A 24,904-nucleotide genomic window follows, 5' to 3' on the forward strand; every position below is an offset into this window, starting at 1 on the left:
CAGAAATCATGAGCAGCGGATTCTTCGGCGACATCAAGAAAATCAAATATGAAGGGCCGGATTCGACCAATCCGCTGGCCTATAGGTTCTACAATCCCGACGAGGTCGTCGCCGGCAAGCGGTTGGAAGATCATCTGCGCTTCGCCGTGGCCTACTGGCACTCCTTTGCCTGGCCGGGCGGCGATCCGTTCGGCGGCCAGACCTTCGACCGGCCGTGGTTTCCCAAGGCAGGCGGCACCGACACGATGGAGCTGGCAAAACTGAAAGCGGACGTCGCCTTCGAGATGTTCTCGCTGCTCGGCGCGCCCTATTTCTGCTTCCATGACGCTGATGTGCGGCCGGAGGGCAAGGACTTTTCCGAAAGTGCCGCGCGCCTCGACGAGATCGCCGATTACTTCGCGGGCAAGATGAAGCAGACCGGCGTCAAGCTGCTTTGGGGCACCGCCAATCTGTTCTCCAATCGCCGCTTCATGTCGGGTGCGGCCACCAATCCCGATCCGGACGTCTTTGCCTACGCGGCGGCGACGGTAAAAAGCTGCATCGACGTCACCAAGCGGCTGAAGGGCGAAAACTACGTGCTGTGGGGCGGGCGCGAAGGCTATGAGACGCTGCTCAACACCGACCTCGCGCGCGAGCAGGAACAGGCCGGCCGGTTCCTCAGCATGGTCGTCGACTACAAGCACAAGATCGGTTTCAAGGGCACGATCCTGATCGAGCCGAAGCCGCAGGAGCCGACCAAGCATCAGTACGATTACGATGTCGCCACCGTCTACGGCTTCCTCAAGCGCTTCGGGCTGGAGAAGGAGGTCAAGGTCAATATCGAGCAGGGCCACGCCATCCTGGCCGGCCATTCCTTTGAGCACGAACTGGCTCTGGCCAATGCGCTCGGCATTTTCGGTTCGATCGATATGAACCGCAACGACTACCAGTCGGGCTGGGACACCGACCAGTTCCCCAACAACGTGCCGGAAATGGCGCTGGCCTACTATCAGGTCCTGCAGGCCGGCGGCTTCAAGACCGGCGGCACCAATTTCGACGCCAAGCTGCGCCGCCAGTCGCTCGATCCGCAGGACCTGCTGATCGGCCATATCGGCGGCATGGATTCTTGCGCACGCGGCCTGAAAGCCGCGGCCGGCATGGTCGAGGACAAGGCGCTATCGGCGCCGCTGGCCGAACGTTATGCCGGCTGGAACACGGCCGAGGGCAAGGCGATGCTCGCCGGCAAGCGCACGCTGGAGGATATCGCCGAGCGCGTCGTCAAGAAGAAGATCGAGCCGCAGCCGAGGTCCGGTCGCCAGGAACTGCTGGAAAATATCGTCAACCGCTACGTGTAAGGCGCGCGCCGCTCCATCTCTGGACCGACATCCGACACCACTGGCTGAAAGCCGCCGCCATCGCCATCTGCTAGTCAGCCCACTTCGCACGAGGCTGCCGAGGATCGCACAGATCTTCGGCAGCCAGCGTGTGATCAAGATGCCACGCGTGCCGCCGAAAGAGGGCCCGTGCGGCAGCCTTTATTTTATGCATGTCGCCATCCCAAAATCGCTGTGCGCTTTTGGGCGACATGCATTGGCGGGAGACGGAAAATGGCAGAGGATCGAATCATCGTGCGCCCGGCGCAGGCGAGCGATATTCCGGCGTTGAAGCAGGTGCTGCATGAAACCTTCGAAGGCACATGGCTGCCGAACATCACCGAAGCAGCGGCGCGGCGCTATGTCGAGACGGATATTGGCGGGCGCTATGTCGACCAGAGCTGGCCTGAATTCGCCGTTGCCGAGATCGATGGCGAGGTCGCCGGCCTGATCCATTGGCGCGCGGATTTCATCGAGGCCCTGCACGTGACGGCATCCCGTCAAGGGCAAGGTGTCGGCCGCAAGCTGCTTTCCCACGCCGAACAGGCGATCGGCGCCGCCGGATTGGCGCAGGCGCGGCTGGAAACCGACACGTTCAATCTGCCCGCACAAGCACTCTACAAGGCGGTCGGCTATATCGAGAAAAACCGCTATCCAGACGACGAATGGGACAGTGGCTTCACCACGGTGCTGTTCGAAAAGCGGCTGTAGATCTCTCCTTGACCTGACCTGCCAAGGCGCAGGAACAGCTTTGCGCATTGCCCGGTCCCGCGACATGGTTTTGCCCTTCGACGCCCTTCAATGACCTCGCTCTTGCCTTCAAACTGCCGTCACGAATCTCGTATAAGACTGGCTCGTGGCGGGAGAGGAAGAAGGAGGCGAACCGATATGCAGAACGAACGTGAAATCGACGCCCTGCTCTCACCTGGCGAGGCCGGATCGATCATCGACCGGCTGATGGCGATGCCGAGGAAATCCGACGACGCCAAGATTGCGAACGAATGGGATCGCGCTGTCGCCAGCCGCTTCGAGACCCGTCTGGCCAGGCAGATGCGCTCGCAGATCGACGGCGACCGTCAGAACGCGGCGTGATCGCCCGTTGAAACCTACCCCCTCCGCAATCTGACCGGCGCTTCGCCGAAAGTCCTTGAAAACGCTCTCGAAAATGCGGCGGCGGACGAGAACCCGGTCCGCCCGGCAATATCGGCCATGGCAACCCTCGTATCGACCACCAGCCGGCGCGCGGCGCCGAGGCGCAGCCTGAGGTAATAGGCGCCCGGTGTCTCGCCGATAGATTTGCGAAAGATGCTTTCCAGCGTCCGTGCCGTCACCCCGGCACGCTTTGCCACCGCCTCTATGGTCAGAGGCTGGTCGACATGCGCTTCCATCAGCCGGATCGCATGCGCCAGCCGCGGATCGTAGCCGTCGAGCCGGCCGAGCGAGACCAGCGGCTGTGCGTCGGTGGCGGCGCGCGCCTGGTCATAGATGAAGACGCTGGCGACATCGAGCGCCACCGCCATGCCGAGCCGCGTGCGGATGAGATGCAGCATCAGGTCGAAGGTCGGCGAAGCGCCGCCCGAGGTGAACACCGGCCCGTCGATGACGTAGCGATCCGGGCGGACATCGACGCCAGGGAAGGCCGAGGAAAAATCCTCCATGTCCTCCCAGTGGGTGGTGGCGCTGCGCCCTTCCAGCAGGCCGGCGCGTGCCACCAGCCAAGTGCCCGCCTCGACACCGCCGCAAGCACGCGCCGTGCGTGCGGCCCGGCGCAGTCCGGACAACAAAGCCGAAGTTGCATAGTTCTGGGTGCCGAAGCCGGCGACGACGACAAGGACGTCGGTTGGCTCGCCCGCGTCGAAACGGCCACTGACCGCCACCGGCAGGCCGCATGTGGTGACCGGAGCCTCGCCGGTCACCGAGACCAGCCGAAAATCGAACAGGGTCTCGCCGGAGATACGGTTGGCGGCGCGCAGCGGATCGACGGCCGAGGCCACGCACATGATCGACGAGCCGGAAAACACCAGCAGCGTCACCTTGAGCGGCAGACGCTCGGCGCGAAAGATCGTCGGTTTTTCGCTTTTTGTCATGGAAGCTTCGTAAAGCGCAAAACAGTTTCCGGCAAGTCGGGCATTGTTGTGGTCTGTTTCTATCGGAGGAGAGTTCCATGCCGCTTGCGATGAACCGTGAGGTCTTCATTACCTGTGCCGTGACCGGGTCCGGCGGGTCGCAGGACCGCAGCCCGCATGTGCCACGCTCGCCCAAGCAGATCGCCGATTCCGCCATCGACGCAGCCAAGGCGGGTGCGGCGATCGTGCACTGCCATGTGCGCGATCCCGAAACCGGCAAGCCGAGGCGCGATGTGCATCTCTACCGCGAAGTGACCGAGCGCATCCGCGCGGCGGAAGTCGACGTCATCCTGAACCTGACCGCCGGCATGGGCGGCGACATGGTGTTCGGATCGCCGGAAGCGCCGCTGCCGCTCAACGAAAAAGGCACCGACATGGGCGGCGCCACCAACCGCATGGAACATGTGCGCCAGTGCCTGCCGGAAATCTGCACGCTCGACTGCGGCACCATGAATTTCGCCGAAGCCGACTATGTCATGACCAACACGCCCGGCATGCTGCGCGCCATGGGCGGCATGATGACGGCGCTCGGCGTCAAGCCGGAGATCGAGGCTTTCGACACCGGTCATCTGTGGTTCGCCAAGCAGCTGGTCGAGGAAAAAGTACTCAACCCTGATGCGCTGGTGCAGCTCTGCATGGGCGTGCCGTGGGGTGCGCCTGACGACCTCAACACCTTCATGGCCATGGTCAACAATGTCCCGTCCACCTGGAACTGGTCGGCCTTCGCCATCGGCCGCAACCAGATGGCCTATGCCGCGGCGGCGGTGCTGGCTGGCGGCAATGTCAGGGTAGGTCTCGAAGACAATCTGTGGCTCGACAAGGGCGTGCTGGCGACCAATGCGCAGCTGGTCGAGCGTGCCGCCAGCATCGTCACCAATCTCGGCGCCAGGATTCTTGGGCCGGAAGAGGTGCGGCAAAAGCTCAACCTCACCAAGCGGGCGCCGATCGCGGCATAAATTATTCATCGGGAGGGTCGGCATGACTACCGTAAAATTCACCGCGATGAAGGATGGCGACCGGGACGACTACGAGTTCCTGACCGCGCATGAGATCGACTATGCGGCAAGGACAGGCGAGCGGCTGCTCGATGCGCTGGTGCAGCTCGACGCGGGCCTGTCGGGCTACAAGATCACCCGGCTCGGCCATTCGCTGCAGGCGGCGACGCGTGCCTGGCGCGACGGCGCCGACACCGACTGGATCGCCTGCGCGCTGCTGCACGACATCGGCGACATTTACGCGCCATACAATCACGACGAATATGCCGCTTCGATCCTGAAACCCTTCGTGCGCGAACAATGCACCTGGGTGGTGGAAAAGCATGGCGACTTCCAGCGGCTCTACTATGCCCATCATCTGGGCGGTAACCGCCATGCGCGCGACCGCTTTGCCGGCCACGCCTATTTCGACGATTGCGACCAGTTTTGCGAACGCTGGGACCAGTCGAGCTTCGACCCCGACTATGACACCCTGCCGATCGAATTCTTCCGGCCCTTCGTGCTCGAAGCCTTTGCCCGCAAGGCCTACGACCCGTCCGTGATCCGCGCCGGCGAACGCGTGCCGCTCATAGATCCCACAACCGCCATGACCAGAACCGGAGCTTCCGCATGAGCATCATCAACAAGGCAGCCGCCATCGGTGGCGGCGTCATCGGCGCCGGCTGGGTGGCGCGGCTGCTGCTCAACGGCATCGACGTGTCGATCTTCGATCCCGATCCCGAGGCGTCGCGCAAGGTCGGCGAAGTGATGAAGGGCGCGCGCCGCGCCTACAAGCAGATGGTGCCCGGCGGCCTGCCCAAGGAGGGCAAGCTGACCTTCGCCAAGACCATCGCCGAGGCAGTGGCCGATGCCGATTTCATTCAGGAAAGCGTGCCGGAACGGCTCGACCTCAAGCACCGGGTGCTCGCCGAGATCGATACCCACGCGCCGGCCAATGCGATTGTCGGCTCATCGACCTCCGGCATCAAGCCGACCGACATGCAGGTGGCGATGAAGAAGCATCCGGAGCGGCTGGTCGTCGGCCATCCGTTCAACCCGGTCTATCTCCTGCCGCTGGTCGAGATCGTCGGTGGCGAGCAGACCTTTCCCGAGGCGATCGAGGTCGCCAAGGAGATGTATGCCTCGATCGGCATGAAGCCGGTCGTCATCCGCAAGGAGATCGAGGCCTTCGTCGGCGACCGCCTGCTCGAAGCGGCATGGCGCGAGGCGCTGTGGCTGATCAAGGACGGCATCTGCACGGTCGAGGAACTCGACGACATCATGCGCTACGGCTTCGGCCTGCGCTGGGCGCAGATGGGCATGTTCCAGGTCTATCGCGTCGCCGGCGGCGAGGCCGGCATGCGCCACTTCATGGCGCAGTTCGGGCCCTGCCTGAAATGGCCATGGACCAAGCTGATGGATGTGCCGGAGTTCAACGACGAGTTGGTCGACCTGATCGCCACGCAGTCGGACGACCAGGCGCATGGCCTGTCGATCCGCGAACTGGAAAAGATCCGCGACGATAATCTGGTCGCCATCATGGACGCGCTGTCGAAGCAGAACAAAGGCAAGGGCTGGGGCGCCGGCGCCCTGCACAAGGACTATACTAGGCAGCTGGCCAAACTGGCGGCGAAGAAGCCCACGGCCTCCAAGGCGGCCGAGAAGGCCAAGGCGTTGAAGCCGGTGAAAAAAGCCGAGAAGCCGAAGAAAAAGACCGGCAAGAAGAAGGGCTGAAGCATGGATTTCGGGCTGTCGGAAGAACAGAGGCTCATCGTCGAGACGACGAAGGCGTTCGTCGAGAACGAGCTATACCCGCATGAGCGCGAGGTCGAGCGCACCGGCGTGCTGCGCCGCGACCTGATCGAGGAGATCAAGGTCAAGGCGATCGAAGCCGGGCTCTATGCCGCCAACATGCCGGCCGATGTCGGCGGCGCTGGCCTGGATACGGTGACCTGGCTGCTCTACGAAAAGGAACTCGGCCGCGCCAACTATGCGCTGCACTGGACCTGCGTGGCGCGGCCCTCCAACATCCTCTTGGCCGGCACGCCCGAGCAGCGCGAGAAGTATCTGTTCCCCTGCATCCGCGGCGAGAAATGGGACTGCCTGGCGATGACCGAGCCGGGCGCCGGCTCCGACCTGCGCGGCATGAAGGCGACGGCCGTGCAGGATGGCGACGACTGGGTGCTCAACGGCACCAAGCATTTTATCTCCCACGCCGACCTCGCCGACTTTGCTATCGTGTTCATGGCTTCCGGCGAAGAGGATTCGCCGCGCGGCAAGCGCAAGAAGATCACCGCCTTTTTTGTCGATAAGGGCACCAAAGGCTTCACCGTTCGCGATGGCTACCGCAACGTCTCGCATCGCGGCTACACCAACGCCATCCTCGAATTCGACGATTGCCGGCTTCCCGCCGCCCAAGTGTTGGGCGAAGTCCATAAAGGGTTCGACGTCGCCAATTCATGGCTCGGCGCCACCCGCCTGCAGGTCGGCGCGACCTGTCTCGGCCGTGCCGAGCGGGCGCTTGGCCATGCGGTGGAATATGCCGCGCAGCGCCAGCAGTTCGGCCAGCAGATCGGCAAGTTCCAGGGCGTATCGTTCAAGCTTGCCGACATGGCGACCGAACTGAAGGCCGCCGACCTGATGGTGTTCGAAGCCGGCTGGAAGTACGATCAGGGCACAGTCACCGACCAGGACATGGCCATGGCCAAACTGAAGGCCACCGAAATGCTTGCATACGTTGCCGATGAAGCGATCCAGATCCATGGCGGCATGGGGCTGATGGACGATTTGCCGCTGGAGCGCATCTGGCGCGACGCCCGCGTCGAGCGCATCTGGGAGGGCACGTCGGAAATCCAGCGCCACATCATTTCACGGGCGCTGCTGCGTCCGTTTGGGGCATAACATATGCATAAACTTGAGCGTCTCCTGCGGCCGAAGTCGATTGCCGTATTCGGCGGTGCGCAGGCTGCAGCCGTCGTCGCGCAATCGATCAAGATGGGCTTTGCCGGCGAGATCTGGCCGGTGCATCCGACCAAGGACGAGGTCGCCGGCCGCAAGGCCTATCGCTCGGTCGCCGACCTGCCGGCCGCGCCGGACGCCGCCTTTGTCGGCGTCAACCGGCATTTGACCATAGAGGTGGTCAAGGCGCTGGCCGAACGCGGCGCCGGCGGCGCCGTCTGCTTTGCCGCCGGCTTCCTCGAAACCGAGGCCTATGACGACGACGGCGAGCGGCTGCAGGCCGAGCTGGTCGGGGCGGCCGGCTCGATGCCGATCATCGGGCCGAATTGCTACGGCCTGATCAATTATGCCGACGGCGCGCTTCTGTGGCCCGACCAGCATGGCGGGATAAGACTGGCCGAGGGCGGCAAGGGCGTCGCCATCATCACCCAGTCCTCCAACATCGCCATCAACATGACGATGCAAAGGCGCGGCCTGCCGATCGCCTTCCTGATGACCGCCGGCAACCAGGCGCAGACCGGCCTGTCCGAAATGGCGCTCGGCCTGATCGAGGACGAGCGGGTCACGTCGCTCGGCCTGCATATCGAGGCTTTCGATTCGGTAGCCGGCTTCGAGCGGCTGGCGGCACGGGCGCGCGAGCTGAAGAAGCCGATCATCGCCATGAAGGTCGGCCGTTCCGAACAGGCCAGGCAGGCGACTGTCTCGCATACCGCCTCGCTGGCCGGCTCGGACGCGGCCTCGGGTGCGTTCCTGCGGCGGCTCGGCATTGCGAGAGTCGATTCGATCCCCGCCTTCATCGAGGCGCTGAAGCTGCTGCACATCACCGGCCCGCTGCCAGGCTATAGGCTGTCGTCGATGAGCTGCTCCGGCGGCGAGGCCTCCGTCATGGCCGACAGCGCCGAAGGGCGCTGGGTCAATTTCCCTGTGCTGATCGACAGCCACCGCGCCCATGTCAAATCGACGCTCGGGCCGCTGGTCGCGGTCGCCAATCCCTTGGACTATCACACCTTCATCTGGAACAACGAGCCGGCGATGACCGCCACCTTCACCGCCATGGTGTCGGGCGGCTTCGACCTCAACATGCTGGTGCTCGATTTTCCGCGCCCCGACCGCTGCTCGGTCACCGACTGGTGGGCGACGCTGCGCGCCTTCGAATCGGCGCTGAAGACCAACAAGGCGCATGGCGCGATCGTCTCCTCGTTGCCGGAGAACCTGCCGGAGGAATACACGGCCGAGTTGATGGCGCGCGGCATGGTGCCGTTGTTCGGCATTTCGGAAGCCATGGATGCCGCCGGGGCGGCGGCCTTCATCGGCTGGGCTTGGGCTGAACCGCAGGCGCAGCCGATCGACACGTCCGCATCCGGTGCGCCTGGCGGCGACCACGTCACGCCCGATGAGGCCGAGGCGAAGTCACGGCTGATCAAGGCTGGCCTGCCGGTGCCGAAGGGCGAACGCGCCGCCAATGCGGTCGAGGCGGTGATCTCTTCCATGGCGCTCGGCTTCCCGGTGGCGTTGAAGGCGCTCGGCGTCACTCACAAATCCGAAGTTGGCGCTGTCAGGCTCAATCTCAGGGATGCCGAATCCGTCAGCACCGCAGCGCATGACCTGCTGCCGCTCGGCACCGGGCTCTATGTCGAGCGCATGGTGCGCGACGGTGTCGCTGAACTGATCGTCGGCTTCACCCGCGATCCGATGTTCGGCGCGGTGATGACCTTGGGCACAGGCGGCGTGCTGGTCGAGCTGTTGCGCGACAGCGTCACGCTGATGCTGCCGGCAACCCGCGACGACATCGAGGCGGCGTTGCGCGGCCTGAAGCTGTTCCCGCTGCTCGAAGGCTATCGCGGCCGGCCGAAGGCCGATGTCCAGGCCGCCATCGACGCCATTTCGGGCATTGCCGCCTTCGTGCAGCAGAATGCCGGCGAGATCGAGGAACTCGATATCAACCCGCTGATCGTCTGCGCGGAGGGCAAAGGCGCCTGGATCGCCGACGCACTGCTGGTGCTGGGAGACAAGAAGAATGTCTGACGTCATTTCGACCCGCCGCGAGGGCACCATCCTCGAAGTCACGCTCGACCGGCCCAAGGCCAACGCCATCGACCTGAAGACCTCGCGGCTGATGGGCGAGACGTTCAAGGCATTCCGAGACGATCCGGAGCTTCGCGTCGCCATCGTCAAGACCGCCGGCGACAAGTTCTTCTGTGCCGGCTGGGATTTGAAGGCGGCCGCCGGCGGCGATGCGGTCGATGGCGACTATGGCGTCGGCGGCTTTGCCGGGCTGCAGGAGTTGCGCGACCTCAACAAGCCGGTGATCGCTTGCGTCAACGGTATGGCGGTCGGAGGCGGCTTCGAGCTGGCGCTGTCCTGCGACCTCATCTACGCCTCCGATCATTCCTCCTTCGCGCTGCCCGAGATTCGCGCCGGCACGCTGGCCGACGCCGCGACGATCAAGCTGCCGAAGCGCATCCCCTACCATGTCGCCATGGACCTTCTGCTGACCGGCCGCTGGATGGATGTGGCCGAGGCGCATCGCTGGGGCCTGGTCAACGAAGTGCTGCCAAAGGAAAGGCTGGAAGATCGCGTCTGGGAGATCGCCCGGCTGCTGGCCGGCGGCCCGCCGCTGGTGTTTGCCGCGATCAAGGAAACGGCGCGGGTGGCCGAGGCGCTGACCTTCCAGGACGCGATGAACAGGGTGACGCGGCGGCAGCTGCCGACGGTCGATGCGCTCTACGGCTCCGAGGACGGCATGGAGGGTTTTCGCGCTTTTGCGGAGAAGCGTGAGCCGGTTTGGAAGGGGAAGTAGCAGGAACGATGGCGTTCCGTCACACCCCCCTCTGCCCTGCCGGGCATCTCCCCCGCAAGGGGGGAGATCGGACGTCGTTTCTGCTTTCGCCAATAGTCGACGCTGCAAGAAGAGCACCGCGATCGAAACTGCCAATCTCCCCTCTTGCGGGGGAGATGGCCGGCAGGCCAGAGGGGGGTGCCCAGGTTCGACTTCGGCAGCCTCACTCATGACCGACTACAAAACCCTCATCGACGCCGAGACCTGGGCCTTCATCGAGCGGACCAACTCTTACTATCCACCGGACACGATCGACTACACGATCGCGCAGCAGCGCGAGATTTACGATCGCATGTGCCGGGAATTCTTTGCCGGCTACCCCGAGGGGGTCACGGTTGAAACATCCGCCATTGCAACGCCCACGCACGACATCCCGATCCGCATCTACCGAAGCACACGCGAGGCTGCGGTGACGGTGCTCTATGTCCATGGTGGCGGCTTTATCCTTGGTGGGTTGGACAGCCACGACGATGTCTGCGCTGAACTCTGTGCCCGCACCGGCTATGAGGTGGTTTCGGTCGACTACCGGCTGGCGCCGGAACATCTGCATCCGGCCGCCTTCGACGATGCGATGAGCGCCTTCGAATGGGCCACCTCCACCCGCAACCACCCAATTCTGCTGTGCGGCGACAGCGCCGGCGGCAATCTCTGCGCCGCCGTCAGTCACGCCACGCGCGGCCATTCGAAAAGGCCGGTTGGCCAGGTGCTGATCTATCCCGGCCTCGGCGGCGACCGGTCGCAAGGATCGTACATAACGCATGCCGAAGCGCCGATGCTGACCACGCGCGATCTCGAATTCTACAAGAACATCCGCACCGGCGGGCAAGACGGCACCGGCGACATCACGCAGTCGCCGCTTGCCGACGCCGATTTCGCCTACCTGCCGCCGACAGTGCTGATCACCGCGCAATGCGATCCCCTGTCGTCCGACGGCGAAGCCTATCGCGACCGCATCGTCGCGGCCGGCGGACGGGCATACTGGTTCGAGGAACCGGGCCTGGTGCACGGCTATCTCAGGGCCCGGCACACGGTCGGCCGCGCCCGCGCGAGTTTTACCCGGATCGTTGACGCGGTTGCTGCCCTTGGACAGGGTGCCTGGCACTGGTGAGCGGTCTTTTCGCCTCGCCGCCTGAAACCTTATTACACCGAGGCAGCCGCCGACCGGCCGGCGCTGCGGCCGGAAAAGATGCAGCCGCCGAGGAAGGTGCCTTCGAGCGCCGCATAGCCATGCACGCCGCCGCCGCCGAAGCCGGCGGCTTCGCCGACCGCATAGAGCCCGGCGACCGGCAGGCCATCGGCATCCAGCACGCGGCTGTCGAGGTCGGTCTGCAGGCCACCCAGCGTCTTGCGGGTCAGGATGTTGAGCCGCACCGCGATCAGCGGGCCGTTTGCCGGGTCGAGCATCTTGTGCGGCTTTGCCGTGCGGATCAGCCGGTCGCCGAGATAGGCACGGGCGCCGCGCAAAGCGGTGATCTGCATGTCCTTGGAGAACGGATTGTCGAGCTGCCGGTCGCGGGCGCGGATTTCGCGCTCGACCTGGGCCACCTCAAGAAGCGGCTCACCGCCGGCAAGCGCGTTCATGCGCGCGACCAGCGCCGGCAAATCAGCCTCGACGATGAAATCCTCGCCCTTCTCCATGAACGCCTTGACCGGACCCGGAATGCCAGATGTGGCGCGGCCGAGCACCTGGCGCCAGCTCTTGCCGGTCAAATCAGGGTTCTGCTCGGAGCCCGACAGCGCGAACTCCTTCTGGATGATCTTTTTGGTCAGGATGAACCAGGAATAGTCAAAGCCTGTGCTCATGATGTGGGAGAGCGTGCCCAGCGTGTCGAAACCGGGATAGAGCGGCACCGGCAAGCGCTTGCCGCGCGCATCGAGCCACAGCGATGACGGGCCGGGCAGGATGCGTATCGCATGGTCGGTCCAGATCGGCGCCCAGTTCTTGATGCCCTCGACATAGTGCCACATGCGGTCGCGGTTGACGATCGAGCCGCCGGCCCGTTCGGTGATCGCCAGCATGCGGCCGTCGACATGGTCGGGCACACCGGTGATCATGCGCTTGGGCGCCGTGCCAAGCCGCTTGGGCCAATTCTCCCGCACCAGTTGATGGTTGGCGCCGATGCCGCCGGAGGCGACGATCACCGCTTGGGCGTGAAGCTCGAAATCACCTGATATTTCGCGCGAACTCTTGTGGCCGCGCTCGACAGCGCTGGGCTGCAGGATGTCGCCACGCACACCGGTCACAACAGCACCCGTCCGCGTCAGTTCATTGACCCGATGACGGAACTTGAAGCTTATCAATCCGCGTTTTTGTGCCTCGCGCACGCGCTGCACGAACGGTTCGAGAACGCCGGGGCCGGTGCCCCAGGTGATGTGGAAGCGCGGCACCGAATTGCCGTGGCCGATGGCATTGCCGCCGCCGCGCTCGGCCCAGCCGACCACCGGAAAGAATTTCAGGCCGCGCTGCATCAGCCAGGAGCGTTTTTCGCCGGCGGCGAAGCCGACATAGGCTTCCGCCCATCTGCGCGGCCAGAAATCCTCGGGCCGATCGAAAGCCGCGGTGCCCAGCCAGTCTTCCAGCGCCAGGTCATGCGAATCGCGGATGCGCATGCGCCGCTGCTCGGGCGAATCGACGAGGAAAAGGCCGCCGAACGACCAGAACGCCTGGCCGCCGAGCGACTGCTCCGGCTCCTGGTCGACGATGATGATTTTCTTGCCGGCCTCGGCAAGCTCGGCGGCGGCAACCAGCCCTGCAAGGCCAGCGCCGACAATGATCACGTCCGCATCGTCAGCCATCTTTCCTCCCAGAATTAGCCGGCTAATTCAACGCAAGGGGTCAGACGGCCTCCCAGCCTTCTTTGCCGCCGGCGCGGAAGATGGCATCGATGACTTTCTGATTGAGCACAGATTCCTCCAGCGTGAAGACGCGCTCCTTGCCGCCCTGTGCCGCACGCGCGAAGGTCTCGACCTCCAGCCGGTACTGCTGCGTGCCGGGAAAGCGGAACACCTGCGCCTCGGAGTGGTTCTGGTTGTGCAGTTCGACGCGGTGGTGGTCGTAGAGCCCGGCATTGAAAGGCGAGAACAACTCGATGAAACCCTTCTCACCGTGGAACACCATGACCTGGCGCGCCGCCATCTGCGTCGACAGGTAGAAGGACAGTTCGAAGTCACCGAAATCGGCGCGGATCGAGGAGTAGATGTCGGTGCCGAATTTCTGGTCGCGCTCGATCGTCGCCTGCACGCGCAGCGGCTCCTTGCCGGTCGAAAAGCGCGTCGACACGGTCGGGTAGACGCCGATGTCGGGCAGCGCGCCGCCGCCGAGGTCGAGCTGGTTGCGCATGTTGCTGGGGTCGACATTGTAGTAGGAGAAGGCACCCTGCACATGGCGCAGCCGGCCGATGGCGCCGCTGGCGATCAGGTCGCGTACCTTGATCCATTGCGGGTGGTAGATGACCATGAAGGCCTCGCAGACCAGCACCTTTTTCTGGTCGCGCAGCTTGATCAGCGGAAGAATGTCGTTGGCGTCGAGCGCCAGCGGCTTTTCGACCAGCACGTGCTTGCCGGCTTCGATGGCCTTTGCCGTCCATTCGACATGCTGCGAAGTCGGCAGCGGGATGTAGACGCCGTCTACTTCTTTCGAGGCGAGCAGTTCCTCATAGGAGCCGAAGGCATGCCGCGCGCCGAAGCGGTCGGCGAGCGCCTTGGCCTTCGACAGGTCGCGGCTGGCGATCGCCGACAGCACGCCATTCTCCGCCTCGACCATGGCCGGCAACAAATGCTCGCGGCCGATCTTGGCCGTCGACAACACACCCCATCGGAACATCAGGCTTCTCCTCTCGATTACAGGCGACGAGGTTTGCCCGAAATCGCCGGAAAAGCCAATGACAAGGTCAGCCCCTTTTGCCGGTCAGCGTCATGTCGAAGTCGACGATGTTGGAATAGATCGGCGTGCCGACATCCATGCCGTAGCGTGACCTCAACACCTTGCCGGTGACATGGAATTTTATGGTGCCAGCCTTGAGACCGCCAAGCTCGGCCGTGAATTTTTCCGGGAACGTCTTGCCGCGCGCCGTCAGCCGGCCGCTGACGAGGGCCGTGGTGTCGCTGGTTCGGGTCACGCTGGTCGAGCGGAACTGGATTTCCGGGTTCTTGGCGGCATCGAACACCGCGTCGGAGCGCAGGAAGGCATCGATACGGCCTTGGCCGGTGCTGACGCTTTCGGGAAAGATGGTGAAATTGACCTGCGAGCGCCCGACATCGCTGTTGTCGATGCGGATCGACCCCTTGAAGCGGGCAAAGGCGCCATTGAGGCCGCCGCCGCCGACCTTGTCGATGGAGAAGCGGATGCTGGAGCTGGCCGGGCTGATCGAATAGCTGCCGGCGGCGTCACCAAGCGCGACGGCCGCTGAAACAGGCATGGCAAGGCAAGCGGCGACCGCCGCAAATCCGAGGATGCGCGTGTACATGGGATGTTCCTTGTTGGAGGCAGCGCATTTCTTGCGCCCTCACTCCATGAACGAATGAACCGCTCGCTCTATTCCGGATCTGACGAAGGCGTGATCATGCGCGTGAGCACGCCATCCCTGAGCTGGAAATGATGCCGCAGTGCCGCCGCGACGTGGAGCGCGACCAGAGCCATGCCGGCATAGCCGAGATACCAGTGCGCCGCCGCCCAGAAGCTTTCGGCACCATCCGATTCGGCCAGCGGCAGGTTCGGCATGATGAACAGGTTGAACGGCAGGCTGGGAATCTCCAGCATCGAGACCGACACCAGCGCCCAGCCGGACAAGGGCAAGGCAAGCTGGAACGCGTAGAGCGCAAAATGGGCCAACGGTGCCGCCCGACGCTCCAGAGTCCCGACCGAGCGCGGCAGCGGCGGCCATACATTGCCAAGGCGCCAGGCGATGCGCAGGACGATCAGGCCGAGCAGCAGAAAACCGAAGGATTTGTGCAGCTGGATCAGTTCGAAGGCGGTGCGCTGGCTGGTCAGCCGCACCATGACGAAGCCGAGTCCGAACTGGCCGATGAAGATGAGCGCAATCAGCCAGTGGAGAATGATCGCGCCCCAGCCGTAGCTGGTCGTGCTATTGGTGATCGATGTTTGCATCGTTGGTGAACGACCGCGATGCCGGTTTTCTTCCACCAGGGGGAGGGGCGAGCCCGCTCTATCCACTCACCTTGAAGAAATCGACAAACGCCCTAAGCGCTGGCCGCATCTGACGGCGGCTCGGATAATAGACAAAGAAGCCGTCGAAGGGCGGGCACCAGTCCTCCAGCACGCGGATCAGCCTGCCGTCGGCGAGCGGTGCGCGGACATAATCCTCAAAGACGAAGGCAAGCCCGGCGCCGTCGACCGCCGCCTGGGCGATCAGATGGTCCTCGTCGAGGATCAGCGGTCCCTCCACCGCCATCTCGATCCTCTCGCGGCCTTTCTCGAATTCCCAGCGGTAGAGGATGCCGCTGGAGAAGCGGAAGCGGATGCAGCGGTGGCCGGCTAGGTCGCGCGGGTGGAGCGGCTTGGGGCTCACCTCGAAATAGACCGGGGCGCCGACCACCGCGCCGCGAAGGTCCGGCCCGATGCGCACCGCGATCATGTCGCGCTGCAGGCTCTCGCCTAGCCTGACTCCAGCATCGAAGCCGCCTTCCACCACGTCGGTGAAGCGGTCCTCGATGACGATCTCCAGCACGATGTCGGGATAGGCCGACGCAAAGGCGCCCAGCCGTGGCGTCAGCGCCAAATGGGCCGCCGTGCGCGGCACGGTCAGCCGCAGATTGCCGGCCGGCCGGTCGCGCGCTTCGATTGCCGTCTCCAGCGCCAGGTCGATCTCGGAAAGCGCCGGCCGCAATCGCTCGAGCAGTTGCGCGCCCTCCTCGGTCGGGGCAACGCTGCGCGTGCTGCGTGCCAACAGGCGCACGCCAAGCCGGGCTTCGAGGCTGGATACCGCGTGGCTAACCGCCGAAGGCGCGATGGCCAATTCCCTGGCAGCGCCGCGAAAGCTGCCGCATTGAGCGACAGTCGCCAGCACCGCCAGTTGTGAAAGATGCGCTCGATTCATTGATCTATCTTTTAGTACAGCCCGTGCGGATGAAAACCGATTATCGAACACAAGGCAAGGCGCTATTTCTCCCACATCGCAACAAGGAGACGCGTTATGCAAACCCGCAAGCTAGGAACTGAATTGAACGTCTACCCCGTCGGCCTCGGCTGCATGGGCATGAGCTTCGCCTATGGCGGCCAAGCGGAAGCCGATGCGATCGCCACGCTGCACCGCGCCGTCGACATCGGCGTCAATTTCTTCGACACGGCGGAAGTCTATGGCCCTTACGAGAACGAGATCCTGCTCGGCAAGGCGCTGAAGTCGGTGCGTGACAAGGTGACGATCGCGACAAAATTCGGCTTCAAGATTTTGGAGGAAGGCACAGGCCTCGACCGCATGGCGGGCGTCGACAGCCGCCCCGAGCACGTCAAGGCGGTCGCCGAGGCCTCGCTGAAACGGCTGGGCACCGATGTGATCGACCTCTACTATCAGCACCGTGTCGACCCCAACGTGCCGATCGAGGATACGGTCGGCGCCATGGCCGAACTGGTGCGCGAGGGCAAGGTGCGCGCGCTTGGCGTGTCCGAGGCGAGTGCCGCGACCATCCGCCGGGCCCATGCCGTTCATCCGATATCGGCCGTGCAGAGCGAGTATTCGCTGTGGAGCCGCGACCCGGAAGACGAGGTGTTCGCCGTCTGCCGCGAGCTCGGCATCGGCTTCGTTCCCTATAGCCCGCTCGGCCGTGGGCTGCTGACCGGCACGATCGCCAAGCCCGAGGCCTTGAGCGACGACGACTGGCGCCGGACCTTGCCGCGCTTCCAGGCCGAGGCGATGGAAGCCAATGCCGCCGTCATCGCCACGCTGGAAAAGCTGGCGGCTGAAAAGGGCGCAACCTCGGCGCAGCTGGCGCTGGCCTGGGTGCTGCACCAGGGCGATTTCATCGTACCGATCCCCGGTGCGCGCAAAATCCGCCATCTCGAGCAGAACACGGCGGCGGCGGACATTGCACTTAGCGCTGTCGAGGTGCAGGCGATTGGCGATGCGCTGTCGCCCGACAAGGTGGTCGGTAGGCGCTATGCGCAGAAGGAGTTGGCGCTGGTGAATGGGTGAAAGCTGGTGAGTAAGCGGAAGGGGTGCTTCGGCGCCCCTTTTCATGCGCGATGGTGCAGAAGGTTGCGTGACGTTGGCGCGAGGCACCCCCCTCTGTCCTGCCGGACATCTCCCCCGCAAGGGGGGAGATCGGATGTCACGCCGGCTTTCGCCAATCACCAACGTTGCAAGAAGGGTGCCGCCGATGAAGTTGCCAATCTCCCTCCTTGCGGGGGAGATGGCCGGCAGGCCAGAGGGGGGTGCCTCGCGCCAACATTCCGGCAACTCCCTACCAAGGCACGACAGTGGTCTCCGGCCAATACTCCTGGGCGCGTCTGCCCTTAACCTCATGCGTGCGCTGATTGTCCATCACCCGGTTCGGTGTGATGCGGAACGAAAAAATATCGTCAAGACCAAATGGAGCCACGATCTCGAGCTGCCCATCCGCATCGTATCGCACACCCACCGCATGGGTCTTCGACGCAAAATAGCTGACGGATTCGCTGGCGCTCGAATAGCGCGGGCAGGGTTGGCAGAACTTCTGCGGATACCATAGGTGCACCCGCGCCTGGTTGCGCACCTCGACCGGCAACGCTAGCCCCTCGAAATGCCGCGCCGCCCGGCGGATCACCGCGTCCTCGGCCTCGTAGGACAGGTCGCTGTCATCGAAGTAGAAGAGATCAACGTCCTTGATGCCGTAACCCGAAGGCTTGCCGGTCAGGTGGTTCCAGACACTGTTGTAGAGCGCGCCGGACACCACCAGCCAGCCCGGCAGGTCGAGCGTGCGAGCCCGCGCCAGCGCGTCGCGGACCAGCGGGTCGGCAGGCACGATGGCGAGAAACGCCGCGCGCTGTTCTTCGAAAGGAAGTCCGGAATAGCGCAGATGGTCCATCGCCCTTTGGAGGGCGATTCGCCATCTGCTCGCAAGTCTTAGCCGCGCAGAACGCCGCCCGTCTGCTTGCCGACATTCTCGACGATACGCTTGGCCAGTGCCTCGAAATCCTCGTCGGTCAGCGTCTTTTCGACCGGCTGGATCGACACTTCGATGGCAATAGACTTCCTGCCCTCGCCGAGCGAAGCGCCTTCGAAGATGTCGAAGACCGAAACGCCCGTGATGAGCTTCTTGTCGGCGGCGAGCGCCGCGCGGACCAGCGTGCCGGCCTCGACCGTTTTGTCGACGACGAAAGCGAAGTCGCGCTTGACCGCCTGGAAGGGGGACAGTTCCAGTTTCGGCTTGGTTTTCGTCGGCTTGGCCTTCGGTTCGGGCACCGCATCGACGAACACCTCGAAGCCGCACAGCGGCCCGGAAACATCGAGCCCCTCCAGCGTCTTCGGGTGGAATTCGCCAAAGGTGCCGAGCACGGTTTTCGGGCCGAGCTTGATGGTGCCGGAACGGCCGGGATGGTACCAGGCTGGACCGCCGGCCTCGATCTGCAGCCGCTCGACCGGCGCACCGCAGGCTTCGAGCGCGGCGATCGCGTCGGCCTTGGCGTCGAACACGCCGACCGCACCCGAATTGCCGGCCCAGTTGCGGCCGGAGCCGTCGAGCTTGGCGGTGCCGCGACGCACACCGGCGGCGACGCGCCGCTGTTGGTCGGCGCCGTCGCCCTCATAGGTGCCCGACACTTCGAACAGCGCCACGTCGCCAATACCCTTGTCGGCATTGCGCTGTGCAGCGGCGATCAGCCCGGGCAGCAGCGACGGCCGCATGTCGGACATGTCGGCGGCGATCGGGTTGGCGAGCTTCAGCGCGGTCTGGCCACCGCCGAACAGCTCGGCATGCTTGGCCGGAATGAACGACCAGGTGACGGCTTCCATCATGCCGCGCACGGCAAGCGCGCGCTTGGCGGTGCGGGTACGGACCTGCAGCGTGGTGAGTATCCTGGCGTTGACCGCGTCATGCGCACCGAGCGGCTGCGGCGCGATGTTGTCGACGCCGTGGATGCGCATGACTTCCTCGACCAGATCTGCCTTGCCATCGACGTCGGGGCGCCAGGACGGCACGGCGACGTCGAAGACGCCCGATATCTTTTCTTGAGACGAGAAATCTCGTGTGCCGGGCGGCGGAGCAACATAGTTGGCATGGGGTCGATAGGTTGGCTCTGCACTGAAACCCAGGCGCTCAAGGATAGATAGGCTCTCATCCTCGTCGACCTCGATGCCGGTCAGCCGCTTCACTTCCGCCAGCGGGAAGGAAACGATCTTCGGCTGATAGTCGGCATAACCGACGACTTCCATTTCGGTCGGCGTGCCGCCGCAGAAATCGAGCACCAGTTTCGTTGCCAACTCGACGCCGGGAACCATGAATTCGGGGTCCACGCCGCGCTCGAAGCGGTAGCGCGCGTCGGTGATGATGCCGAGCGTGCGGCCGGTGCGCGCCGTGGTGATCGGATCCCAAAGGGCGGATTCGATCAGCACGTCGGTCGTGTTCTCGTCGCAGCCCGAATGCTCGCCGCCCATGATGCCGGCGATGGACTCGACGCCATTGTCATCAGCGATGACACACATTTCCGGCGTCAGCGTGTATTCGCGGCCGTCGAGCGCCTGCACCTTTTCACCATCGCGCGCGCGGCGCACGACGAGATTGCCGGCAACCTTGCTGGCGTCGAACACATGCAGCGGGCGTCCGCGGTCGAAGGTGACGTAGTTGGTGATGTCGACCAGCGCGCTGATGGGTCTCAGGCCAATGGCGATCAGCCGCTGCTGCAGCCATTTTGGCGACGGCCCATTCTTGACGCCCTTGACCAGGTTGAGCGCGAAGCCGGGGCAAAGCTCCGGCGCTTCGATCGTCACCTTGACCGGACACATGCCATTGCCGACATGCGGCATGATGGCGCCGCCAACGAGGCGGCCAAGCCCGCTCGCCGCCAGATCCCTGGCGATGCCATAGACGCTGGTGGCATCCGGCCGGTTCGGCGTCAAATTGATCTCGATGACCGGATCGTCGATATGCGCATAGGCGGCGAAGCTGGTGCCGACCGGCGCATCCTCGGGCAGGTCGATGATGCCGTTGTGTTCGTCTGACAGTTCCAGCTCGCGCTCGGAACACATCATGCCGTGGCTTTCGACCCCCCTGATCTTGCCGACCGCCAGCGTCACGTCGATGCCGGGCACATAGGTGCCGGGCGCGGCAAAGGCGCCGATCAGGCCAGCGCGGGCGTTTGGCGCGCCGCAGACGACCTGCACGGGTGGCTTGCCGTCGCCCGTATCGACGGTCAGCACGCGCAGCCGGTCGGCATCGGGATGCTGGACCGCCGTCAGCACCCTGGCGATGACGAAGGGCTTCAGGCTTGACTTGTCGTCGACATGCTCGACTTCGAGGCCGATCGAGGTCAGCCGCTCGACGATCTCGTCGAGCGTAGCGTCGGTCTCTAGGTGGTCCTTGAGCCAGGAGAGGGTGAATTTCATGGGGCTGTTCCGTCTGGTCTTTTGACGCTTGATTTCAGATGTCTCGGCAGGTCGTCGGACATATGCAGGTAGGGCAGCTGCTCGCCGACATAGGCATGCAGCGTGGGTTCAAAATCGGCTGGCATGTCCATGGCGCCGAGCATGAAGTAGATGTCGTCTTCCAGCCGCTCGTCGACATAGGCGATGGGTGAGCCGCAAGTGCCGCAGAACGAGCGCGTCACCGGGCCGTTCTCGAACATCTTCAGCGCCTTGCCGGTGAACGCGACCTGACCGGCCGGGAAGCCGACAAAGGCCGATACAGGCGCGCCGCTGGCCCGCCGGCAATCGCCGCAATGGCAATAGCTGACGTGGTGCGGTTCGGCCGATGCCTCGAACCGCACGGTGCCGCAGCGACAGCCGCCGGCGTAGGGCGCTGTCATGCGCTCAGGCCCCCAAACAGCGTCGGCATGTCGAGCGGCCTGAACCCGTAATGCGACAGCCAGCGCACGTCGGCATCGAAGAAGGCGCGCAGGTCCGGCATGCCGTATTTCAGCATGGCGATGCGGTCGATGCCCATGCCCCAGGCAAAGCCCTGATATTCGTCCGGATCGAGCCCGCCATGGCGCAGCACGTTGGGATGGACCATGCCGCAGCCGAGGATCTCCATCCAGTCGGAGCCTTCGCCGAAGCGCACTTCGCCCGGCCGCGAGCGGTCGCACTGGATGTCGACCTCGAGGCTCGGCTCGGTGAACGGGAAGAAGGACGGCCGGAAGCGCATCTTGACCTGCGGCACCTCGAAGAAGGCCTTGCAGAACTCCTCCAGCACCCACTTCATGTTGGCGACGTTGGCCGTCTTGTCGATCACCAGCCCCTCGACCTGATGGAACATCGGCGAGTGAGTGGCGTCCGAATCCTGGCGGTAAGTCTTGCCCGGAATGACGATGCGGATCGGCGGCTTCTTCGTCTCCATGGTGCGGATCTGCACCGGCGAAGTGTGCGTGCGCAAAAGCTTGCGCTCGCCCTTCTCGTCCGGCTGGAAGAAGAAGGTGTCGTGCATCTCGCGCGCCGGATGGCCTTCGGGGAAATTCAGCGCAGTGAAATTGTAGTAATCGGTCTCGATATCGGGACCTTCCGCGATGGAAAACCCGAGGTCGCCGAAGATCGCCGCGATCTCATCGATGACCTGGCTGATCGGGTGGATACGGCCGCGCTCGGCCGGCGACTGCCGCACCGGCAGCGTCACATCGACCCTTTCGGCGGCGAGGCGGGCGGTGATCGCCACATCTTTCAACTCGGCCTTGCGCACCGTCAGCGCATCTGTGACGCGGTTCTTGAGCCCGTTGATTGCGGGGCCTTTGACCTGACGCTCCTCAGCGGTCATGGCGCCAAGGGTCTTCAGCATCTCGGACACGGCGCCCTTCTTGCCGAAAGCAGCGATGCGCACGGCCTCGATGGCCGGCTCATCGGCGGCCGAGGCGATTTCGGCCAGAAGTGAGTTTTCAAGCGTATCCAGGCCAGTGGTTGCGTCGTTCACGGTCAAACTCGCTACGTTGGAAATCAGCTCAAAGTGAAAGTCACTTTTAAGTTGAAAGTTCAGGCAAAAGAAAAACCCGCGCCAGCCGTGCCAGCGCGGGTTCCCCAAATCAGAATTGCGAATGCTTGGGAAGCGCTGGTCTTAGGCGACAGCGCTTTCAAAAGCGTTCGGCGTGGTGTTCTTCAGATATTCGAGCGCCACCTTGGCCTTGGCGACCAGGGCTGCGAAAGCCTGCGGCTCATGGATGGCCATGTCCGACAGGATCTTGCGGTCGATCTCGATGCCCGACTTGTTGAGGCCGTCGATGAAGCGGCCATAGGTCAGGCCATGCTCGTGCGTCGCGGCGTTGATGCGCTGGATCCACAGCGCGCGGAACGAGCGCTTGCGGTTCTTGCGGTCGCGATACGCGTACTGCATCGACTTTTCCACCGCCTGCTTGGCGATGCGGATGGTGTTCTTGCGGCGGCCGTAGAAGCCTTTGGCGGCTTTCAGGACCTTCTTGTGCTTGGCGTGCGAAGTGACGCCTCTTTTTACGCGTGCCATGTCATGATCTCCTTAAAAGCAATTCCAGGAAAAGTGCCTTGCGGTTTTCCGTTCGGAATTGCGTAAAACAAATGCGTGTCCGGACCGAATGATCTTATTTTGGCGAATGATGTTTTCCAAAAAGTCTGCAACTTTTTGGCATCATTCCCTAGAGACCGTTCGGCAGAAAATTCTTGATGACCTTCTTGCCATCCGGTTCAGCCAGAACCATCGTGCCGCGGGCATTTCGAATGAACTTGTTGGAACGCTTGATCATGCCGTGACGCTTGCCGGCCGCAGCCGACAGGACTTTACCCGTACCTGTGATCTTGAACCGCTTCTTGGCGGCCGATTTGGTCTTCATCTTGGGCATTTTGCTACTCCGTATTGTTGGCGCACTATCGCGCTTCTTGTTCGCTTCGGGCCGACCAAAGCCCGAAAAGCAAATGAAACCGCCACGGCATGCCCTGCCGGGCGGTTTTCTTGAACGGCGGTGCTATACGTCAAAGACGGCCCGCGTGCAACACCTGTGGAGATGCGGCGCTGTGTCCTTGGTCAGGGCAGCGTGAACCAGACCGGCAACATGCCTGACAGCTGGGCTCCGTCTATCAGCTCGAAGGCCGGCAGGGCGACGAGGAAGACCAGGCCGTCGAGCAGCGTGGTCAGCAACAGGCGGGGCTTGAAGCTGCCCGTATCGCCCTCCTGGTAGAGCGACAGCTTCGGGAAGAAGCGCGGCACCTTCTCCAGATAGGCCTGGTACGGCGCGCCGAGCGCTTCCTTGAGGAACTTCTCTTCGCGCAGGATGACGATGTGGAAGGCACCCGCGCACAGCAGCGCAAAGAGGATGATGCCGGAGAACGAGCCGATCTGGGCGCCGACGCCCGCCGCGGCCACGGTCGAGAACACATAAAGTGGGTTGCGGGTGATCGAGTAAGGCCCGCCGGTCACCACCTCGGAAGATTTGCGCCCGCCTATGTAGAGCGTCGCCCAAAGGCGCCCGACGATGCCGAGGAAAATCAGCAGCACGCCGAACATTTCGATCGACTCATGCACCCAGGTTTCAGGCGGAAACGTCGATTGGCCGAACAGCAGTGCCAGAAACAGCACCACCACCAGCACCGCAAGCACCATGCGGCGCATATGCTGGTAGTTGCCCAGCCCGTGTGCCTCGACGGGCGCAGACTTGATTTCATTGACCATGGCGGAATCCGATCGTCGAAAAACTTGCCGGCGATCGCAGCTTCTGGCCAAGAAAACAGGGCCCCGCCGATCGTTGGGACGGCTTGCAGGATAATTCAGGCGGATTTAATGCATGTCGCCTCTTTTGACTGCCTACCGCAGCTCAATACAGCCAGAAGAGGACGGGAATTACACCGCTTTCCTGTCCGGACTCGATGAGTTCGAAAAACGGTATGGAAACCAGAAACATCAAGCCGTCGCGCAGCGTGTGATTGAAGATGCGCGGTGTGAAGGTGACCTCGGCCTGATCGCGATAAAGCCGGGGATTGGGAAAAAAACGCGGCACCCGTGCAACGTAGTCCTTGTACGGCGCCCCGAGCACGGTCGTCAAATGCCGTTCCTCGCGCAGCGTGACGATGTGGAACGCGGCCGCGCACAAAACCGCCGACGCTACCGCGACGATCGCGCTGCCGGTCTGGGTGCCGATGCCGACGGCCGCTACGGTGGAGAAAAAATACAGCGGGTTGCGCATCACCGAATATGGGCCGGTTGCAACCACTTCGGCCGACTTGCGGCCGCCGATATAGAGGATCGACCAGAGCCGGCCGCCGATTCCGATCAGTATCAGGGCGATCCCGTGCGCCTCTATGCGTTCGTGGGTCAGTTCATCGTGCGGGGAGCCGCCGAAGATCAGCAAAGCGCAAAAAGCGCCGATTAGCAGCGCCAGCAGGACGCGCCGGCGCCGCTGATAGCGACCCATTTCACTTGTAGAACGTGCCGCAGCGGTCATGGGAGAATCCTTTCGCCGCGAGGACCGGCAACCAGAATCCTTGTCGAAGCAACTTGCGGAGAAATCATGGCGGAGGCAAAACAAAACAAAAGCCGCCGAAGCGGCCTTTGCTTTTG

General features: G+C 63.6%; 25 protein-coding genes. 11 read left to right on the top strand and 14 right to left on the bottom strand.

The window, feature by feature from the left end:
* The first annotated feature begins 8 nt into the window (after window positions 1–8).
* The 3 genes from xylA (at window position 9) to NKI21_RS02345 (ending at window position 2,444) form a co-directional block, all read left to right on the top strand.
* The gene (gene xylA / locus NKI21_RS02335; protein ID WP_023810585.1) at window positions 9–1,334 is read left to right on the top strand and encodes a xylose isomerase; all 1,326 of its coding nucleotides are present in this window, start codon (window positions 9–11) and stop codon (window positions 1,332–1,334) included.
* A 252-nt stretch (window positions 1,335–1,586) separates the two neighbouring features.
* Window positions 1,587–2,063 (top strand): GNAT family N-acetyltransferase, encoded by a 477-nt coding sequence (locus tag NKI21_RS02340; RefSeq protein ID WP_352440489.1) that lies wholly within the window; start codon window positions 1,587–1,589, stop codon window positions 2,061–2,063.
* A gap of 177 nt (window positions 2,064–2,240) precedes the next feature.
* Window positions 2,241–2,444, top strand: a complete 204-nt coding sequence (locus NKI21_RS02345) for a hypothetical protein (protein WP_023810587.1) — start codon at window positions 2,241–2,243, stop codon at window positions 2,442–2,444.
* Window positions 2,445–2,458: 14 nt separating this feature from the next.
* On the opposite strand, the gene NKI21_RS02350 is transcribed toward NKI21_RS02345, so the two are convergent.
* Window positions 2,459–3,439, bottom strand: a complete 981-nt coding sequence (locus NKI21_RS02350; protein WP_023810588.1) for a GlxA family transcriptional regulator — start codon at window positions 3,437–3,439, stop codon at window positions 2,459–2,461.
* Between the two features lie 77 nt (window positions 3,440–3,516).
* Here NKI21_RS02350 and bcoG point away from each other — a divergent pair, with 77 nt between their 5' ends.
* The 7 genes from bcoG to NKI21_RS02385 all read left to right on the top strand — a co-directional run bounded on the left by bcoG (window position 3,517) and on the right by NKI21_RS02385 (window position 11,357).
* Complete coding sequence (bcoG, locus tag NKI21_RS02355) at window positions 3,517–4,434, top strand: 3-dehydrocarnitine:acetyl-CoA trimethylamine transferase BcoG (RefSeq protein ID WP_023810589.1); 918 nt, start codon at window positions 3,517–3,519, stop codon at window positions 4,432–4,434.
* Window positions 4,435–4,456: 22 nt separating this feature from the next.
* The gene (locus NKI21_RS02360) at window positions 4,457–5,086 is read left to right on the top strand and encodes an HD domain-containing protein (protein ID WP_023810590.1); all 630 of its coding nucleotides are present in this window, start codon (window positions 4,457–4,459) and stop codon (window positions 5,084–5,086) included.
* Window positions 5,083–6,186: a carnitine 3-dehydrogenase gene (locus NKI21_RS02365; RefSeq protein WP_127322329.1), complete on the top strand. Its 1,104-nt coding sequence runs from the start codon at window positions 5,083–5,085 to the stop codon at window positions 6,184–6,186. Before NKI21_RS02360 ends, NKI21_RS02365 begins: the two co-directional genes overlap by 4 nt.
* Before the next feature lie 3 nt (window positions 6,187–6,189).
* Window positions 6,190–7,353, top strand: coding sequence for an acyl-CoA dehydrogenase family protein (locus NKI21_RS02370; RefSeq protein WP_352440490.1), 1,164 nt, complete (start codon window positions 6,190–6,192; stop codon window positions 7,351–7,353).
* A gap of 3 nt (window positions 7,354–7,356) precedes the next feature.
* Window positions 7,357–9,435: an acetate--CoA ligase family protein gene (locus NKI21_RS02375; RefSeq protein WP_352440491.1), complete on the top strand. Its 2,079-nt coding sequence runs from the start codon at window positions 7,357–7,359 to the stop codon at window positions 9,433–9,435.
* Complete coding sequence (locus NKI21_RS02380) at window positions 9,428–10,210, top strand: carnitinyl-CoA dehydratase (protein WP_352440492.1); 783 nt, start codon at window positions 9,428–9,430, stop codon at window positions 10,208–10,210. The genes NKI21_RS02375 and NKI21_RS02380 overlap by 8 nt, the downstream gene beginning before the upstream one ends.
* A 208-nt stretch (window positions 10,211–10,418) precedes the next feature.
* On the top strand, window positions 10,419–11,357 hold the full coding sequence (locus tag NKI21_RS02385) for an alpha/beta hydrolase (RefSeq protein ID WP_352440493.1): 939 nt from the start codon (window positions 10,419–10,421) through the stop codon (window positions 11,355–11,357).
* A gap of 32 nt (window positions 11,358–11,389) precedes the next feature.
* Here the strand turns inward: NKI21_RS02385 and NKI21_RS02390 are convergent, their stop codons facing one another.
* The 5 genes from NKI21_RS02390 to NKI21_RS02410 form a co-directional block, all read right to left on the bottom strand.
* Entirely contained in the window at window positions 11,390–13,045 is a 1,656-nt protein-coding gene (locus NKI21_RS02390) for an FAD-binding dehydrogenase (protein ID WP_352440494.1), read from the bottom strand.
* Between the two features lie 40 nt (window positions 13,046–13,085).
* Complete coding sequence (locus NKI21_RS02395; protein WP_352440495.1) at window positions 13,086–14,072, bottom strand: Gfo/Idh/MocA family protein; 987 nt, start codon at window positions 14,070–14,072, stop codon at window positions 13,086–13,088.
* Window positions 14,073–14,139: 67 nt separating this feature from the next.
* Complete coding sequence (locus tag NKI21_RS02400) at window positions 14,140–14,715, bottom strand: YceI family protein (RefSeq protein WP_352864348.1); 576 nt, start codon at window positions 14,713–14,715, stop codon at window positions 14,140–14,142.
* A gap of 68 nt (window positions 14,716–14,783) precedes the next feature.
* Complete coding sequence (locus NKI21_RS02405) at window positions 14,784–15,356, bottom strand: cytochrome b (protein WP_023810599.1); 573 nt, start codon at window positions 15,354–15,356, stop codon at window positions 14,784–14,786.
* A 58-nt stretch (window positions 15,357–15,414) separates the two neighbouring features.
* Window positions 15,415–16,305: a LysR family transcriptional regulator gene (locus tag NKI21_RS02410; RefSeq protein ID WP_352440498.1), complete on the bottom strand. Its 891-nt coding sequence runs from the start codon at window positions 16,303–16,305 to the stop codon at window positions 15,415–15,417.
* Window positions 16,306–16,401: 96 nt separating this feature from the next.
* Between NKI21_RS02410 and NKI21_RS02415 the strand changes: the two genes are divergently transcribed.
* On the top strand, window positions 16,402–17,397 hold the full coding sequence (locus NKI21_RS02415) for an aldo/keto reductase (RefSeq protein WP_352864353.1): 996 nt from the start codon (window positions 16,402–16,404) through the stop codon (window positions 17,395–17,397).
* Between the two features lie 268 nt (window positions 17,398–17,665).
* Here NKI21_RS02415 and NKI21_RS02420 read toward each other — a convergent pair whose 3' ends face one another.
* The 8 genes from NKI21_RS02420 to NKI21_RS02455 all read right to left on the bottom strand — a co-directional run bounded on the left by NKI21_RS02420 (window position 17,666) and on the right by NKI21_RS02455 (window position 24,788).
* Window positions 17,666–18,268, bottom strand: coding sequence for a nucleotidyltransferase family protein (locus NKI21_RS02420; RefSeq protein WP_352611044.1), 603 nt, complete (start codon window positions 18,266–18,268; stop codon window positions 17,666–17,668).
* A gap of 38 nt (window positions 18,269–18,306) precedes the next feature.
* Window positions 18,307–20,784, bottom strand: a complete 2,478-nt coding sequence (gene pheT, locus NKI21_RS02425) for a phenylalanine--tRNA ligase subunit beta (protein WP_352864356.1) — start codon at window positions 20,782–20,784, stop codon at window positions 18,307–18,309.
* A complete protein-coding gene (locus tag NKI21_RS02430) occupies window positions 20,781–21,203 on the bottom strand; it encodes a GFA family protein (protein ID WP_352864359.1) in 423 nt (140 codons plus the stop codon). Before NKI21_RS02430 ends, pheT begins: the two co-directional genes overlap by 4 nt.
* Complete coding sequence (pheS, locus tag NKI21_RS02435; protein WP_352554632.1) at window positions 21,200–22,297, bottom strand: phenylalanine--tRNA ligase subunit alpha; 1,098 nt, start codon at window positions 22,295–22,297, stop codon at window positions 21,200–21,202. Before pheS ends, NKI21_RS02430 begins: the two co-directional genes overlap by 4 nt.
* Window positions 22,298–22,438: 141 nt before the next feature.
* Window positions 22,439–22,840, bottom strand: a complete 402-nt coding sequence (gene rplT / locus NKI21_RS02440) for a 50S ribosomal protein L20 (RefSeq protein ID WP_023672281.1) — start codon at window positions 22,838–22,840, stop codon at window positions 22,439–22,441.
* A 148-nt stretch (window positions 22,841–22,988) separates the two neighbouring features.
* Window positions 22,989–23,192, bottom strand: a complete 204-nt coding sequence (rpmI, locus tag NKI21_RS02445; protein ID WP_006201248.1) for a 50S ribosomal protein L35 — start codon at window positions 23,190–23,192, stop codon at window positions 22,989–22,991.
* 182 nt (window positions 23,193–23,374) lie between these two features.
* On the bottom strand, window positions 23,375–24,019 hold the full coding sequence (locus NKI21_RS02450) for a methyltransferase family protein (RefSeq protein WP_023810606.1): 645 nt from the start codon (window positions 24,017–24,019) through the stop codon (window positions 23,375–23,377).
* A gap of 142 nt (window positions 24,020–24,161) precedes the next feature.
* Window positions 24,162–24,788: a methyltransferase family protein gene (locus tag NKI21_RS02455; RefSeq protein ID WP_023810607.1), complete on the bottom strand. Its 627-nt coding sequence runs from the start codon at window positions 24,786–24,788 to the stop codon at window positions 24,162–24,164.
* Between the last annotated feature and the right edge of the window lie 116 nt (window positions 24,789–24,904).

The sequence above is a fragment of the Mesorhizobium sp. M0715 genome, from assembly GCF_040320355.1.
Lineage (GTDB): Bacteria > Pseudomonadota > Alphaproteobacteria > Rhizobiales > Rhizobiaceae > Mesorhizobium.

Excerpts from the sequence above, each read along its gene's own strand:
- xylA (WP_023810585.1), top strand. The coding sequence starts at position 9 with ATGAGCAGCGGATTCTTCGGCGACATCAAGAAAATCAAATATGAAGGG.
- NKI21_RS02340 (WP_352440489.1), top strand. The coding sequence starts at position 1,587 with ATGGCAGAGGATCGAATCATCGTGCGCCCGGCGCAGGCGAGCGATATT.
- NKI21_RS02345 (WP_023810587.1), top strand. The coding sequence starts at position 2,241 with ATGCAGAACGAACGTGAAATCGACGCCCTGCTCTCACCTGGCGAGGCC.
- NKI21_RS02350 (WP_023810588.1), bottom strand. The coding sequence starts at position 3,439 with ATGACAAAAAGCGAAAAACCGACGATCTTTCGCGCCGAGCGTCTGCCG.
- bcoG (WP_023810589.1), top strand. The coding sequence starts at position 3,517 with ATGCCGCTTGCGATGAACCGTGAGGTCTTCATTACCTGTGCCGTGACC.
- NKI21_RS02360 (WP_023810590.1), top strand. The coding sequence starts at position 4,457 with ATGACTACCGTAAAATTCACCGCGATGAAGGATGGCGACCGGGACGAC.
- NKI21_RS02365 (WP_127322329.1), top strand. The coding sequence starts at position 5,083 with ATGAGCATCATCAACAAGGCAGCCGCCATCGGTGGCGGCGTCATCGGC.
- NKI21_RS02370 (WP_352440490.1), top strand. The coding sequence starts at position 6,190 with ATGGATTTCGGGCTGTCGGAAGAACAGAGGCTCATCGTCGAGACGACG.
- NKI21_RS02375 (WP_352440491.1), top strand. The coding sequence starts at position 7,357 with ATGCATAAACTTGAGCGTCTCCTGCGGCCGAAGTCGATTGCCGTATTC.
- NKI21_RS02380 (WP_352440492.1), top strand. The coding sequence starts at position 9,428 with ATGTCTGACGTCATTTCGACCCGCCGCGAGGGCACCATCCTCGAAGTC.
- NKI21_RS02385 (WP_352440493.1), top strand. The coding sequence starts at position 10,419 with ATGACCGACTACAAAACCCTCATCGACGCCGAGACCTGGGCCTTCATC.
- NKI21_RS02390 (WP_352440494.1), bottom strand. The coding sequence starts at position 13,045 with ATGGCTGACGATGCGGACGTGATCATTGTCGGCGCTGGCCTTGCAGGG.
- NKI21_RS02395 (WP_352440495.1), bottom strand. The coding sequence starts at position 14,072 with ATGTTCCGATGGGGTGTGTTGTCGACGGCCAAGATCGGCCGCGAGCAT.
- NKI21_RS02400 (WP_352864348.1), bottom strand. The coding sequence starts at position 14,715 with ATGTACACGCGCATCCTCGGATTTGCGGCGGTCGCCGCTTGCCTTGCC.
- NKI21_RS02405 (WP_023810599.1), bottom strand. The coding sequence starts at position 15,356 with ATGCAAACATCGATCACCAATAGCACGACCAGCTACGGCTGGGGCGCG.
- NKI21_RS02410 (WP_352440498.1), bottom strand. The coding sequence starts at position 16,305 with ATGAATCGAGCGCATCTTTCACAACTGGCGGTGCTGGCGACTGTCGCT.
- NKI21_RS02415 (WP_352864353.1), top strand. The coding sequence starts at position 16,402 with ATGCAAACCCGCAAGCTAGGAACTGAATTGAACGTCTACCCCGTCGGC.
- NKI21_RS02420 (WP_352611044.1), bottom strand. The coding sequence starts at position 18,268 with ATGGACCATCTGCGCTATTCCGGACTTCCTTTCGAAGAACAGCGCGCG.
- pheT (WP_352864356.1), bottom strand. The coding sequence starts at position 20,784 with ATGAAATTCACCCTCTCCTGGCTCAAGGACCACCTAGAGACCGACGCT.
- NKI21_RS02430 (WP_352864359.1), bottom strand. The coding sequence starts at position 21,203 with ATGACAGCGCCCTACGCCGGCGGCTGTCGCTGCGGCACCGTGCGGTTC.
- rplT (WP_023672281.1), bottom strand. The coding sequence starts at position 22,840 with ATGGCACGCGTAAAAAGAGGCGTCACTTCGCACGCCAAGCACAAGAAG.
- rpmI (WP_006201248.1), bottom strand. The coding sequence starts at position 23,192 with ATGCCCAAGATGAAGACCAAATCGGCCGCCAAGAAGCGGTTCAAGATC.
- NKI21_RS02450 (WP_023810606.1), bottom strand. The coding sequence starts at position 24,019 with ATGGTCAATGAAATCAAGTCTGCGCCCGTCGAGGCACACGGGCTGGGC.
- NKI21_RS02455 (WP_023810607.1), bottom strand. The coding sequence starts at position 24,788 with ATGACCGCTGCGGCACGTTCTACAAGTGAAATGGGTCGCTATCAGCGG.